Source organism: Geomonas ferrireducens, from assembly GCF_004917065.1.
GTDB classification, from domain to species: Bacteria; Desulfobacterota; Desulfuromonadia; order Geobacterales; family Geobacteraceae; genus Geomonas; species Geomonas ferrireducens.
Map to the genome: position 1 here is coordinate 574,358 of NZ_SSYA01000001.1, position 14,717 is coordinate 589,074.

The window sequence follows — 14,717 nt, forward strand, 5'->3', positions numbered from 1 at the left end:
TATCCCCTTTTCCCCCTCCATCACTGTCACTTTCATGGTCTCAGATGTTCGTCCATCTCCACGTACATAGTTCCCTATCCCCCGGTTGGGGAGTGCTCGCTCCGGAGGCGATTTGCGCCGAGGCGGCGCGCCTTGGCTTCGATACTCTCGCCATCACCGACAGAAACGGTCTCTACGGCGTGCCGCGCTTCCTGGACGCGGCACGGGAGGCGGGGATCGCCCCGATCATCGGAACGGAGGCGGTGACGGAGCAAAACCGCGCGTTGCTGCTTGCCTCGGACCAAGAGGGTTACGCCAACATCTCACGGCTTCTCTCCGACCTCCACTGCGAAAAGGGCTTCGACCTCTGCGGGGCGCTCACCCGTTACCGACGCGGGGTCGTCATCCTGAGCGACGACGCTCGCCTTCTCTCTAAACTGAAAGCGGCTTCCGCGGACCGGCTCTTCGTGGAGCTGTCGCCGGGGCACGACATGCACCGGGCGCTCGCGCTGTCGCGTGATCTCGGTCTGCCGCCGGTGGCTACGGCACGGGCGCTTGTACGCGCCCCACACCTCGAAGTGCAGTCCCCTGCGCGGGGCGGGGCGGATCTGTGCGACTTCCATCTGCACCGCGTACTACGGGCCATCCACCTCAACACGAAACTCTCAAGACTCACGCCGGACCTGACCGGCTCCGCATCGGACGCGCTATACGGCGCGACGCAGATGGCAGACTTCTTCCCGCACTGCCCGCACGCGCTGGAAAACTCGGCCCGCATCGCCGCCATGTGCCGCAGGGAGTGGGATTTCTCGACGACCATCTTCCCCGCCTTCCGGGAACTCAATAACGACGACGCCTTCGCGACCCTGAAGTCCCGCGCCCGCACCGGTGCCGTCTGGCGCTACGGCGTGATAGACGAAAAGGTAGAGGCCCGGCTCGGAAAGGAGCTCGCCATCATCCGGGACAAGGGGTTTGCGCACTACTTCCTCGTCGTCGAGGAGATCACCAAACAGTCCCAGCGCACCTGCGGACGCGGCAGCGCGGCGGCTTCTCTCGTCGCTTACTGCCTCGGCATCACCCACGTCGACCCGATCCGGCACAACCTCTTCTTCGAACGCTTCCTGAACGAGGGGCGCAGCGATCCCCCGGACATCGACGTCGACTTCCCGTGGGACGAGCGCGATGCGATCCTCGATTTCGCCTTCGCCCGTTACGGGGCGCGGCGCGCGGCGATGGTGGCGAACCAGGTGGGTTTCAAGGGGAGATCGGCGCTGCGCGAGGTGGCGAAGGTCTACGGCCTGCCGGACTGCGAGATCAAGGAGATGACCGAGCGCGTCTCCGGCTTCTGGCGGCCGGAACAGACGGCGGCGGCCATGTCGGAGCACCCGCTCTTCCAGGGGGAGAGCCTATCTCCGGACTGGCTGGAGATCGTGGCGACGGCAAGGAGGCTGAACGGGCAGTTGCGCCATCTCTCACTGCACTGCGGCGGGCTCGTCATCGTCCCGGACGAGATACGCCGGTACGTCCCGGTGGAGATCTCACACAAGGGGCTGCCGGTCATCCAGTGGGAGAAGGACCAAGCCGAGGATGCGGGGCTCGTCAAAATCGACATACTCGGGAACCGCTCGCTCGCCGTGATCCGCGACGCGATGGCGGCGGTGAAGGAACAGACTGGAGTCGAGATTGACTACGCGAGCTGGCGTCCGCTCGAGGACGAGCGCACCCGGAGCCTCATGCGGCGCGGCCTCACCATCGGCTGTTTCTACCTCGAATCCCCCTCGGTGCGCCTTCTGCTGCGCAAGATATGGAGTTCCACGGCGCCGCCGGAGACCTTCGACGCCGACCTCTTCGAGGTGCTGGTGCAGGCGTCGTCCATCATAAGGCCCGCGGCGAACAGCTTCATCCAGGAGTACGTGTCGCGCATGCAGGGGAAAAAGTGGGAGCATCTGCACCCGCTTCTTGAGGGGGTCCTCGGGGAGACGCTCGGCATCGCCATCTACCAGGAGCAGATCACCCAGATCGCCATGGAGCTCGCCGGTTTTTCCGCCAGCGAAGGTGACCAGTTGCGCAAGGTGATCACGAAAAAGCACAAGGAGAAGAGGCTCGCCGACTTCCGTGCGAAATTCGTCGCAGGCGGAACGGAGCGGGGCGTCTCCGCCCCGGTCCTCGCGGCGATCTGGGAGCAGATCCTCTCCTTCGCCGGCTACTCGTTCTGCAAGCCGCATTCGGCGAGCTACGCCCTTTTGAGCGCCAAGGCCGCCTACATGAAGGCGAACCATCCGGCCCAGTTCATGGCGGCGGTGATCTCCAACCAGGGGGGATACTACTCCCCCTTCGCCTACATCTCGGAAGGGCGCCGCCTGGGGCTCGCCATCCTGCCGCCGGACATCAACGAGAGCGAGTACCACTACCTGGGCAAGGAAAAGACGCTACGCATCGGCCTAATGCAGATCGACGGGCTCACCCGGGAAGGGGCAAAACGGCTCTTCAAGGAGCGGCGGGATGGGGGGTGCTACGCCTCCTTCGCCGATTTCCTGCGCCGAAGCGGCGTGCAGCGCGCCGATGCCGAGCGGCTCGTGAAGGCGGGATGCTTCGATGCGCTGGAAGGGGTGGAAAGGCGGCCTGCCCTTCTCTGGGAGCTGCTCCATTTCCAACAGCAGGACGCGGCGCTTCTCTTCGAACATAAGACGGCGCTCCCGAAGGCTCCTCCCTACGATGCGGAGACGGTGCTGCGGCAGGAGGTGGAGGCGCTCGGCTTTCTCGCCTCCCGGCACCCCCTTTCCCTCTATAAGGCGCAGTGGCAGCGGCACCGTCCCATCAGGGCGGCGGAACTCATCAAGCATTCGGGAAAATGGGTGACCATGGTGGGGTGGTGGATCACGACGAAGATGGTGGAGGACAAGCACGGGCGTCCCATGGAGTTCGTCTCCTTCGAGGACGTCACCGCCATCTTTGACGCGACCTTCTTCCCCGACGTCTACGCCCGTTTTTGCCGCAAACTTTCGCAGCGGCGCCCTTATCTCCTGAAGGGAGTTGTGGAGGAGGAGTTCGGGGTGGCGACGCTAAGGGTGAAGTGGGTTGGCTTCCTGGGGGAAAACGGCTAGAGCGCTGCGGGCTGGTCGGCGACGTCGATCCCCGCGGGAATGCCCCCTATGAGCGGCAGCAGGATCGTGAAGGTGGTCCCTTCGCCCGGCTTGCTGTCGACGACCAGATAGCCGTCGTGCTGCTTCACGATGCCGTACACGATGGCAAGCCCGAGCCCGCTCCCCTTCCCCACCTCCTTGGTGGTGAAGAAGGGCTCGAGCACGTGGGATTTCGTCACCTCGTCCATGCCGACCCCGGTATCGGTCACCGTTATCACGGCGTACGACCCGATGACGCCGAAGCCGTGCTCGTACACCCATTCCTCGGTGATCTCCATGGAACCGGTGCTGATGGTGAGGGTTCCCCCTTCGGGCATGGCATCGCGGGCGTTGTTGGCGAGATTGGTGAACAACTGGTCGATCTGGCTCGAGTCGGCGACCACTGCCAGCGTCGCGTCGCAGAGCTCGAAATTGAGGCGGATCTTGTTGGTGACCAGGCGGATTAGCAGCTTGCGCACGTTTTCCACCACCTGGTTCAGGTTGACCGGCTCGGGATGGTTGACCTGTTTGCGGCTGAAGGCGAGGAGCCCCTGGGTGAGCGAGGCGGCCTTCTCTGCGGCGCTCATCACCTGTTCCAGGAAGGGCTGGACGTCATTGTCCTCAGCCAGTTTCATCTGCGCTAGGGCGACAAACCCCATCATGCCGGTAAGCAGGTTGTTGAAGTCGTGGGCGATACCGCCGGCCAGCACCCCGACCGATTCCATCTTCTGCGACTGCCGGATCTGCTCCGCCATGCGTTGCTCGCGCTCCAGATAGATGGCGTTGCGCAGGCTCATGCCGATGACCGGGGCAATGCCGGTCAGAAGGCTCAGGTCGCTGTGCGTGAGCGGGCGCTTCGACGTGTTGTTGTCCACGGCGATGATTCCCAGCGACTCCCCTTCGCAGACGATGGGACAGCAGATGAAGGATTCCGCCTCCATCTCCCGGGACAAGGCCACGCTCTGCTCGGAATGTAGGTGCTCCAGTTCGGAGAAGTCCCCGACGAACTTGCTTTCCTTGTCCCGGAAGGCAGTCACGAAGACCCCTTGTGAGCCGGGAGAGGTGAGATCGAATGACTTGTTGAGCAGCGCCTCGAGTTGCTTGTCGCTATAGCCGAACCCGGTGCTGAACCTAAGACGCGACTTGCGGTCGTCGGCAAGCATGATGACGCCGCGGTCATAGCAAAGCCGCTTTTCGATTACCCCGATGACGTTGCGCAGCACCTCGTCGGTGCGGGTCTGCCGGCTCAAGGCCTGACCTACCTCGTTGACCATCCGGGCGTTGTTGTAGTTCATCCCGATCTGGTCGATGGTCCGCTCGGTCGATTCCTTCACGTTCGCCAGGGTGACCAGGATTTCCTGCTTCTCGAGCCGCTCCGCGACGTAAGAGGCGGCGAGGGCGGAGATGGCGATCCCCGCCAGCACCTCGGGCAGGTGCCCGATCCCGAAGCGATGCTGCAGCAGCGCGTAAACCGCGAGGCCGAGCGGAATCATGATGTTCCTCGCGCGGCGTATGGTCGCGAATCTCGTCTTCTTCCAGGTCACCACGTAACGGCAGCAGCTCCCACCATTGAAGATACATTCCGGATGCTCGACCTGGGGAATGTCGTAGTCGAACATGGTGACGATCGCCTCGAAGAAACCGATGCGGTTTTCGCACTGGTACGGCTTCTCTTGCACCCCCTCGTACGGGGTGACCGTGATCTCCGCCTTGTTTTCCGCGATCTTGCGTCCGACGAACCGGGAGGAACGGGTGAAGTGACTCGCGCATTTCCCTGCGGCGAGGAGCGTGTTGCCGGGACCGATGAGCCCGAGGGTGTACTTGGCGCTCGCGCTGAGTGCCTCCTTGGAGGTCGCAAAGCGGCCACCTTCCCTGGCGATGTCGGTACCGACCAGTTGCGTCATCCTGGCATGGAAACGGTCCACCTGAGTCTGGGTGAGCCAGTGACCTTCATCACTCAGTTCGTATGCTGTGATGCCCGCGTAGCACAGGATGTCGCGCACGTCGACGCCGGGATATTTCTTCTTCAGCAGCGTCACGAAGATGCTGATGATCTTGCTGTTGTAGAGGGGCTGTTCGCTCATTGACTGCAAATACTCCTGGTCGGACGGGTCCTGCACCACGCATCGGGGATATGCCATTCTCGCTTCATCGGATAAGACAGGGAATCCTTAAGGATAAAGTGGGCAGGCGGGGATAAAAGACCGCGCGAACGTTCATCTGTGAATTCCGCGGTGGTCGGAAAAATGGGTCCACGAAGCGTAGCAGGTGCCCACGCGCTTCCCCCTTTGCGAAGGGGGGACGGAGGGGATTTACTTTTGTTCCTCAGCTCCCGTTGGTTGAACAGGTTCCAGAACTTGCATTCTACCTGGACGAGAAGTGCGCAATCGTTGTCAGCAGGTGCTGGTATGGTCAGACCAAGGCAAATCCCCCCTGCCCCCCTTCGCAAAGGGGGGAACGCTTGGGCTTGTGCAGCGCGCGGGGAGCTGCAATTCCCTCCGAGCGGATTTGCCGGACGAAAAAGGCCCGGCTCCCTTTCGGGGGCCGGGCCTCGTTGCCTTGGCTGCGTCTGAAGCTAGTCTACGGACTTCCTGAGGAAGGTCGGGATGTCGTACTGGTCCTCGTCGTCCATCATGAAGGAGCGCTGCTGCCTGACGGTCTCGCGCTGATGCTTCTCGCGGATGAAGGTCGGGATCTCACGGTTGATCTCGGGCTGCGGCTTCACGAGCGAGCTCACGTTCTTCATCTCGTGGCGCCCCTTGTCGAGGTCGAAACGGTCGCCGAAACCGGTGGCGATCGCGGTGACCTTAATGGTCTCGCCCAGGGTCTCGTCGATGACAAGACCGACGATGATGTTGGCATCCTCGTGCACTTTCTCGTGGATCACCTTGCTGGCCGCGTCGAACTCGTCCATGGTCATGGCGGAGGAGCCGGAGATGTTGACCAGGACGCCTTTAGCGCCAGAGATGTCGATGTCTTCAAGCAGGGGGCTGGAGATCGCCTTGAGGGCTGCGTCGACGGCGCGGTTCTCGCCGTTGCCGAGGCCGATGCCCATCATGGCCATGCCGCGCTCGCTCATGATCGACTTCACGTCGGCGAAGTCGACGTTGATCAGACCGGACTGGGTGATCAGGTCGGAGATGCCCTGCACCGCCTGACGCAGCACATCGTCGGAAGGCTTGAACGCGTCGAGGATGGACATGGACTTGCCGGCAAGGCCGAGGAGCCTGTCGTTGGGGATTACGATCAGGGAGTCGACATGTTTCTTCAGTTCTTTGATGCCGTCCTCGCCCTTGGCGAGACGCTGACGACCTTCGCGGGTGAACGGCTTGGTCACGACGCCCACGGTGAGCGCGCCCTGCTCGCGGGCGATCTCAGCGATGATCGGGGCTGCACCGGTGCCGGTGCCGCCGCCCATGCCCGCGGCGACGAAGATCATGTCCGCGCCTTTGAGGGCCTCGGTCACCTTATCCTTATCCTCGAGGGCGGCCTCACGGCCGACGTTCGGGTTCGCCCCGGCCCCGAGCCCCTTGGTGAGCTGGGTGCCGATCTGTATCTTAACCGGCGCCTTGGACATCCTGAGCGCCTGGGCATCGGTATTGGCAACGATGAAGTCGACCCCGGTGACGCCCACTGCCATCATGGTGTTGACTGCGTTCCCGCCGGAACCACCAACGCCTATCACCTTTATCTTCGCACTCTGGTCGATGCTTTCATCGAATTGAAACATGAACTACCCCCCTTAGTAGCGCGCCCCCCGGCGGCGTTAAAATATTAGGCCGTTTTATACTACGTTTATGTAGAGAATGGAAGCCCAAAAGCACTACATATAGTGCTTTTTTAGAAGAATTCTCCGAACCAGTCCTTCATCCTGCGGCTCACCCTGCGGAACACGGTCTCGTCGCTTTGCTGGGTCGGGAACTCGTGTACCCCGACGTTCTTGGAACCGTAGACGACAAGGCCTACACCGGTCGCGTAAACGGGCGAATTGACGACATCTGTGAGACCGCCGATCCGCTGCGGCAGGCCGCGGCGCACCGGGAGGTTGAAGATCTGCTCGGCCAACTCCGGCATCCCCTCGAGGATGGTGGAGCCGCCGGTGATGACGACGCCCGAGGCGATCATGTCCTCAAGGCCGCTCTTAACGATCTCGCGGTTCACCAGGGTGAAGATCTCCTCGACGCGGGGTTCGAGGATCTCGCACAGAAGCTGCCGGGAGAGGATGCGCGGTTTTCTGCCGCCCACACTCGGCACCTCGATGGTCTCGTCCTTGCCGACCATGGAGGAGAGGCAGCAGCCGTACTTCTGCTTGATGCGCTCGGCCTCGGCCATCGGGGTCCTGAGACCTACCGCGATGTCGTTGGTCAGGTGGTTGCCGCCAAGGGAGAGCACCGAGGTGTGCTTGATGGCGCCGTCCACGAAGATGGCGATGTCGGTGGTGCCGCCGCCGATGTCGACGAGAGCTACGCCGAGCTCCTTCTCGTCCGCGGAAAGGACCGCCTCGGAGGAGGAGAGCTGTTCGAGGACGATGTCGGCAACCTCAAGACCTGCGCGGTTACAGGACTTGACGATGTTCTGCGCGCTCGCCACGGCGCCGGTTACGATATGCACCTTCGCCTCGAGCCTGACGCCGCTCATTCCGAGCGGTTCGCGGATGCCATCCTGGTCGTCGATGATGAATTCCTGGGGGAGGATGTGGATCACTTCGCGGTCCATCGGGATGGCGATCGCCTTGGCGGCCTCGATCACGCGCTTCACGTCCTCGGGAGAGACCTCGCGGTTCTTGATGGCGATGACACCCTGGGAGTTGAACCCCTTGATGTGCCCGCCTGCGATACCGGCGTAGACCGACTTGATCTCGCAACCCGCCATGAGCTCCGCCTCTTCGATCGCCTTCTTGATGGCGGAGACGGTGCTCTCGATGTTGATCACGACGCCTTTTCTCAGCCCCTTGGAAGGACTGGTACCGATGCCGACGATGTCGATGCCGTCTTCGGTGACGTTCCCGACGATGGCGCAGATCTTGGTTGTGCCTATGTCGAGGCCTACGATCAGGTTATCCCTTCTTGTTGCAGACATGCTCCCCCCCTTTTCCTACACTTTTTTAACTATGATTTTGTCTATGTAATCGAGGTCTATGTAATCCAAAGCCTGCATCTGCGTTTTCAGGTCGCCGTAGATGCGGGACAGGCGCGCCAGCTTGTCACCGAACTCGCCATTGCCGAGTTTCACAGGGATCCCCCCCTGCATGGTGAAGAGGGTGAATCCGTACCCCCTGCTGTAATGGATCTCCGAGATGTCGGCGAGGCTGAAGACGCTGCCGGATTTGAGCGTCCCGATGAGCTGCAGCGCGCTTTTGAGCGCCTCCTGGGTCCCCTTCGGGTCCTGAGCCAGTTCTTCCTCGGTAATCCCGGTTATGAGCGGGTAGTCGAGCCGGTCACCCTCCGTCAGCGATTTGAAGAGAACGCCCTTGTCGTCCAGGTAATAGAGGCAGCCGACGTTCGCCACCGCGACCGGTGTTCTCTCGGCAACGGTGATCGAGAGGGTGTGCGGGAAGTAGCGGCGCACCTGGATCTGCTCCAGCCAGGGGTTCTTCCCGAGGCGGGCCATGACCGTCTTGAGGTCGAGCCCGAGCATCGAGTCGCCTGGGCGGATCCCGGCCAAGGTGATGAGCTCGTCCCGGCTCACCCTCTTAAGCGGTGAGACCTCGATCGTTTCGAGACGCAGGAGCGTGGTGCGGGATACCACCCCATAGGCCTTCCAGCCACCGAAGCCAACGACCGCGCAGACGGCCGAAGCGCCGATCCCCCTGGAGAGCCATTTGAGGATGGGAGTCCAGTTGATCGGCTTGCGCTGTTTGGGCGGTTTCTTGACCCTGTTGTTGGGTATCCGCTGTTTTTTGGTATGAAGATCGCGCATGGCACAATTACCGTTCGAATTTAATTTCAATGCACTGCATAGCAACGGTTTGACTGACTGGTTTAAATCCCCCCTCGCCCCCCTTCGCAAAGGGGGGTAAAGGCAGCACTTTCCTTCTAAATCTTGAGCGACGCGGCGAGCAGGATGCGCGTCACCAATTGGTCGAAATCGATCCCGGAGCCGCGTGCGATCTCCGGCAAAAGGCTCAGGTCGGTCATCCCCGGCAGGGTGTTGACCTCGAGGAGATAGCACTCGCCCTGCTCGTTGACCAGGAAGTCAACGCGGCTGTAGCAGTCGCACCCGAGAGCGGCGTGCGCCTTCTCTCCTTCCTTCAGAACCGCCTGGTACACGTTCTCCGGCAGGCGTGCGGGGAGGATGTGCTCGGCGCCGCCGTCGGTGTATTTAGCCTCGTAGTCGTAGAACTCGTTTTTCGGAACGATCTCGATGGCGCCCATGGCACGGCCGTCCAGGATGCCGACCTGGACTTCCTTGCCGCTTATGAACGCTTCGATCAGGATCTCGGAGTCGTAGCGGAAGGCCTCTTCCAGCGCCTTCTCCATCTGCCCTGGCTCTTTCACGATGCTGACGCCGACCGACGACCCTTCCTTGGAGGGCTTCACCACGACCGGAAGCGGGTTCTCGAGCTTCAGCTCCTCGCCGCGGCGCAGTACTTGGTACGGAGCAAGCTTGAGCCCCGCCGCTGCGAACATCACCTTGGCCGCGACCTTGTCGATGGCCAGCGCCGAGGCGAGCACGCCGGAGCCGGTGTAGGGAACGCCCATCAGTTCGAGGAGCCCCTGGACCGAGCCGTCCTCTCCGAAGCGGCCATGCAGGGCGATGAAGGCCCGCTCCACCTTCTCCTCGGCGAGGCGCTGGGCGAGGTCGCGCCCGACGTCGATGCCGACGGCGTCATAACCCTGGCGCTGCAGGGAGGCGAGAACGGCCTTGCCGCTGTTGAGGGACACCTCGCGCTCGGCGGAAAGCCCCCCCAGCAGCACGGCGATCTTTTTGGTTTTCAGCTCATCTATGGTCATGCTCTGATTCCTTTTTCCTGTTCACTACCCTTCGCCGACGATCCTCACTTCTTCCTCGAGCTCGACGCCGCTCTCCTCCTTGACCCGGTGCTTTATGAAAGCGGCCAGAGTGAGAAAGTCGGCGGCCCGGGCGTCGCCGCGGTTCACCAGGAAGTTCGTGTGTACTTCGGAGACCTGTGCTCCCCCTACCGTCTTGCCGCGCAGCCCCGCCTGATCGATGAGACGCCAGGCGCTTTCGCCGGGAGGGTTCTTGAAGAAGGAGCCCGCGTTGGGAAAGCCGACGCGCTGTCCGCCGCGCTTCGCGTTGTACTCCTGCATGCGGGCCTCGATCAGGCGGCGCTCTTCCGGCTCCAGCCTGAGCCTCGCCCCGAGGACGATCTCACCCGGCTCCAGCTTCAGGAAGCGGTAGCCGTACCTCACCTCGCTCCCTTTTCTCACCAGGACCTCGCCGCCGCGCATCGTGGTCAGGTACTCGACCCGCAGGAAGGTCTCGCTGCCGTGTGCACCGGCGTTCATGGTGAGCGCACCGCCGAAACTCCCGGGGATGCCGCAAAGAAACTCGATTCCTCCCAGGCAGTTCTCCGCAGCGAAGCGGGTAAGGGCCTGGTTGGTGACGCCGGCACCCGCATCGAGTCGGGCTCCGGGCATCTGGGTCATGGTGTCGAGGCGTTTCAGGGAGATGACACACCCCCTTATGCCCCCGTCGCGCACGAGCAGGTTGTAACCGCCGCCAACCACCATGGAAGGGATCCCAAGTCCCTGGAGCGCCTCCACTGCCGTTTTCAGATCATCCTGATCGGCGGGCTCTAGGAAGAGGTCGGCCGGTCCGCCCACCCTGAGCGAGCTGTGGCGGGACATCGGCTCGTCCCACAGGGCGCCGCCTCGGACCCTTTCCGCCACCCGCTCCAGATCGGCGCGCGACCAGGTCACTTGTCCCCCGTTGCCTTCAGACGCTCCAGCATCGCCTCACCTATCTGCCAGACGTTGCCGGCGCCCAAGGTGAGCAGAATGTCGCCCGGTGCGAGGACGCCTTCCAAGTGCGTACAGAGCTTGTCGCGATCCGAGATCCAGGTGACGTCCTTCTGGCCGTGACGCCTCACGCGCGCTGCAAGCGCCTCGGCGGTCACCCCCTCTATCGGGGCCTCGCCGGCAGCGTAGATGTCGGTGAGGATCAGGACGTCGGCATCGTGGAACGCCTTGACGAAGTCCTCGAAGAGCTCCTTCGTGCGCGAGTAGCGGTGCGGCTGGAATACGACCACCAGACGGTTCTCCGCAAAGCCTGCCTTGGCCGCGGCGAGCGTAGCTCGGATCTCGGTCGGGTGATGGCCGTAGTCGTCGACCACCTTGATTGAGTTCACCTCGCCCTTGAGCGAGAAGCGGCGCCCGACCCCACCGAAGGCCTTGAACCCTTCCTGAATGGTCTCGAACGGGATGTCCAGTTCCATGGCGACCGCGATGGATGCGAGCGCGTTCAGCACGTTGTGCGCGCCGGGCATCGAATAGGTGATCTCCCCGAGCCTCACCCCCTTGTGGTGTGCCACGAAGCTCGTGGAGAACCCGGAGAGGCGGACGTCGGTGGCGCGGAAATCGGCCTGGGCCGACAGGCCGTAGCTCGTGAAGCGTTTCTTCACGCGCGGCAGGACGTCGGCGATGTTGCCGTTATCGAGGCAGAGGACCGCGAGCCCGTAGAAGGGGATCTTGTTGATGAACTCGACGAAGGTGTCCTTGATCTCCTCGATGCCGCTGTAGAAGTCGAGGTGATCGGCGTCGATGTTGGTGACGACGGCGATGGTCGGGGAGAGGAGCAGGAAGGAGCCGTCGGACTCGTCCGCCTCGGCGACCAGGAACTGTCCCTGCCCGAGGCGCGCGTTGCTACCGAGCGAGTTGAGCCTGCCGCCGATCACCATGGTCGGGTCGATCCCCCCCTTGGAGAGGAGCGTCGCCACCATCGAGGTGGTGGTGGTCTTGCCGTGGGTGCCGGCCACTGCGATGCCGTACTTCATGCGCATCAGCTCCGCGAGCATCTCCGCGCGGGGGATGACCGGGATCAGTTTGAGGTGCGCCTCGATTACCTCGGGGTTGTCCTCGTGCACCGCGCTCGAGATGACCACGACGTCCGCCTGGGCCACGTTCTCGGCCGCATGGCCGATGAAGATCTCGCCGCCAAGGCTCTCAAGGCGCTGCGTCGTGTCCGAGCTTCTCAGGTCGGAGCCGGAGACCTTGTAACCCAGGTTCAAGAGCACCTCGGCGATGCCGCTCATGCCGATGCCGCCGATGCCGACGAAATGTATCCTCTCTATCTTTCCGTACACAGAAACTCCTTAAGGCCGTTCAACGTTCAGCGTTCAACGTTCGCCTTATTCATTTGCTTCGTTCGGCCGCCTGCTGACGGCCTGATCTTAACCTGGTCATTTAAAGTGATGCCGCTTCGACATCCTTTGCCGGAGGGACATCCAGTCTCGAACGTTGAACGCAGAACGCTGAACGGGTTCTAGCCTCTCCCCGTCATGGCCGCGACGATCGCCTGGGCGGCGTCTAACTGTGCCAGGGAGCGGGCGTTCTTCTCCAGCTCGGCCACCTTTTCCGGGTGCTCCATGAGATCGCTTATCTCGGCGGCGAGCCGCTCGCCGGAAAGGTCCTCTTCGACGATCATGCGCCCGGCGCCTTTGTGCACCAGCGACTCGGCGTTCTTCCTCTGGTGGTCATCGGCTGCGTACGGGTATGGGATGAAAACGCACCCCTTGCCGCAGGCGGTCACCTCGGCGATGGTGGTGGCCCCGGCCCGGCAGATGACCAGGTCGGCGGCACCGTAGGCCGCGGACATGTTGTCGATGAAGGAGAGTACCTGCGCCTGGACGCCCTGGCCCTGGTACCCCTCGCGCACCCGCGCGACGTCCTTGTCTCCGGTCTGGTGCGTGATGCGCAGCTTGTGCTTCACCGACTCGAGGAAGGGAAGCGCCTCCAGCATGGCGCTGTTGATCCGCTGCGCTCCCGCGCTGCCGCCGAAAACGAGGATGCTGAACACGTTGCCGGCCTCGCGCTCCCGCTGCTCCTGAAAGCCCCAGAGGATCTCCTTGCGGATCGGGTTGCCGGTCATCTGGGTGATCCCCTTCGGGAAGAACCCGGCCGCCTCCTCCATGGAGATGAAGATGCCGTCCACTACGCGACTCAGAACCTTGTTGGTGAGCCCCGGAAACGCGTTTTGCTCGTGGATGAAACGCCTGATCCCCATCCCCTTAGCGGCGAGAAGGATCGGGGCCGACGCGTAACCTCCCACCCCCAGCACCAGATCGGGGCGGAACTCCTTCAGGATCTTTCTGGACTGCGAGTAGCCGTAGAGCAGGCGCCCGGCGCTCATGAGCTTCTTGACGGTCCCCATCCCCTTCATGCCGCTTGCGGAGATGAGCTCCAGTTTGTAGCCTAGCTTCGGCAGAAGGCGCGCCTCGATGCCGCGCTCGGTCCCGACGAAGAGGACCTCGTTCTCCGGACTGCGGGAGAGGAATTCCTCTGCCACCGCTATCCCCGGGAAGAGATGCCCCCCGGTGCCGCCTCCTGCAATGATCAGCCTCATACCGTCCCCCTTGTCCTGGTGGAAACGTTAAGGAGAACGCCGACCGCGCAGAGCGTGATGATCAGCGAACTGCCGCCGTAACTTAAAAACGGCAGCGCAATCCCCTTGGTCGGGAGAAGGCCGGTAACGACTGCCATGTTGATGAACGCCTCAAGTCCCAAAAGCACCGAGATGCCGAAGGCGAGAAAACGCCCGAAGCTGTCTTCGGCGGCGATGGCTACCCGAATGCTTCTTTGCACCAGCAAAAGGAACATCGACGCGATCACGATCACGCCGATGAACCCCATCTCCTCGCCGAGCACGGAAAGGATGAAGTCGGTGTGCGCCTCGGGAAGGTAGAAGAGTTTTTGTTTTCCTTCGCCGAGCCCCTGCCCGAAGAAGCCGCCGGTGCCGAGGGCGAGCCAGCTCTGGATGATCTGGAAGCCGGCGTCGGTCGGGTCCTGCCAGGGGTCGAGAAAGGCGGTGATGCGCCGCATCCGGTACGCCTTGGTGAAGACGAGGTAGCAGACGCCGGGAAGTGCTACGAGCCCCATCCCGAGGATGTACTGCACCTTGGTTCCCGCGGCGAAGAGCATCATGATGGCGACCGCGAACATGGTGAGCGCGGCACCCATGTCGTGCTGCGCGAGCAGTACCACGATGAACATCCCCAGGATCAGCATGTAGGGAAGAAAACCGGCAGCGAACTGCTTCAGCTTGTCCTGGCGCTTCTCCAGCGAGTACGCCATGTACATGATGAGCGCCACCTTGGCGAGCTCCGAGGGCTGGAAGTTGAAACCCGGAAGCCGGATCCAGCGCGACGCACCCTTGGCGGTGCCGCCGATCCCCGGCACGAACACCAGAAGGAGAAGCACGAAGGTGCCGAGAAAGAGCGGCACGGCGTACTTCTTCCAGACGTGGTAGTCGACGTGCATGGCGAGCCCCATGCCGATGAAGCCGATCAGCGCGTAGAGGGACTGCCTTTTCAGGAAGAAGAAGCCGTCGTGAAACCTCTTGGCCGCCATAACGGAAGACGCGGAGTAGACCATGACCACACCGAAACAGGTGAGGATCACCGCCATCATAAGCACGATCATGTCGTACCCCTCCAGC

At 62.5% G+C, this 14,717-nt stretch carries 10 protein-coding genes; 1 reads left to right on the top strand and 9 read right to left on the bottom strand.

The genetic code is table 11. The features are described 5' to 3' along the window. Positions 1-44: 44 nt before the first annotated feature. Positions 45-3,083, top strand: coding sequence for a DNA polymerase III subunit alpha (locus E8L22_RS02590; RefSeq protein ID WP_136523712.1), 3,039 nt, complete (start codon positions 45-47; stop codon positions 3,081-3,083). Here E8L22_RS02590 and E8L22_RS02595 read toward each other — a convergent pair. From E8L22_RS02595 to ftsW, 9 genes are all read right to left on the bottom strand, one after another. Beyond that, the gene (locus tag E8L22_RS02595; RefSeq protein WP_136523713.1) at positions 3,080-5,185 is read right to left on the bottom strand and encodes a sensor histidine kinase; all 2,106 of its coding nucleotides are present in this window, start codon (positions 5,183-5,185) and stop codon (positions 3,080-3,082) included. The genes E8L22_RS02590 and E8L22_RS02595 overlap by 4 nt on opposite strands. 491 nt (positions 5,186-5,676) lie before the next feature. Further along, on the bottom strand, positions 5,677-6,831 hold the full coding sequence (gene ftsZ, locus E8L22_RS02600) for a cell division protein FtsZ (protein WP_136523714.1): 1,155 nt from the start codon (positions 6,829-6,831) through the stop codon (positions 5,677-5,679). Between the two features lie 110 nt (positions 6,832-6,941). Continuing rightward, a complete protein-coding gene (ftsA, locus tag E8L22_RS02605) occupies positions 6,942-8,180 on the bottom strand; it encodes a cell division protein FtsA (protein WP_135868487.1) in 1,239 nt (412 codons plus the stop codon). Positions 8,181-8,195: 15 nt separating this feature from the next. Further along, on the bottom strand, positions 8,196-9,020 hold the full coding sequence (locus E8L22_RS02610) for a cell division protein FtsQ/DivIB (RefSeq protein ID WP_136523715.1): 825 nt from the start codon (positions 9,018-9,020) through the stop codon (positions 8,196-8,198). 116 nt (positions 9,021-9,136) lie between these two features. Then, positions 9,137-10,054 (bottom strand): D-alanine--D-alanine ligase, encoded by a 918-nt coding sequence (locus E8L22_RS02615; protein ID WP_136523716.1) that lies wholly within the window; start codon positions 10,052-10,054, stop codon positions 9,137-9,139. Between the two features lie 24 nt (positions 10,055-10,078). After that, positions 10,079-10,984, bottom strand: coding sequence for a UDP-N-acetylmuramate dehydrogenase (gene murB / locus E8L22_RS02620; RefSeq protein WP_136523717.1), 906 nt, complete (start codon positions 10,982-10,984; stop codon positions 10,079-10,081). Beyond that, positions 10,981-12,366 carry a UDP-N-acetylmuramate--L-alanine ligase gene (murC, locus tag E8L22_RS02625; protein ID WP_136523718.1) on the bottom strand — a complete coding sequence of 462 codons (1,386 nt, stop codon included), beginning with the start codon at positions 12,364-12,366 and terminating at the stop codon, positions 10,981-10,983. Before murC ends, murB begins: the two co-directional genes overlap by 4 nt. A gap of 179 nt (positions 12,367-12,545) precedes the next feature. Next, on the bottom strand, positions 12,546-13,625 hold the full coding sequence (gene murG / locus E8L22_RS02630) for an undecaprenyldiphospho-muramoylpentapeptide beta-N-acetylglucosaminyltransferase (RefSeq protein WP_136523719.1): 1,080 nt from the start codon (positions 13,623-13,625) through the stop codon (positions 12,546-12,548). Continuing rightward, on the bottom strand, positions 13,622-14,701 hold the full coding sequence (gene ftsW / locus E8L22_RS02635) for a putative lipid II flippase FtsW (RefSeq protein ID WP_198420133.1): 1,080 nt from the start codon (positions 14,699-14,701) through the stop codon (positions 13,622-13,624). Before ftsW ends, murG begins: the two co-directional genes overlap by 4 nt. Positions 14,702-14,717 lie beyond the last annotated feature (16 nt).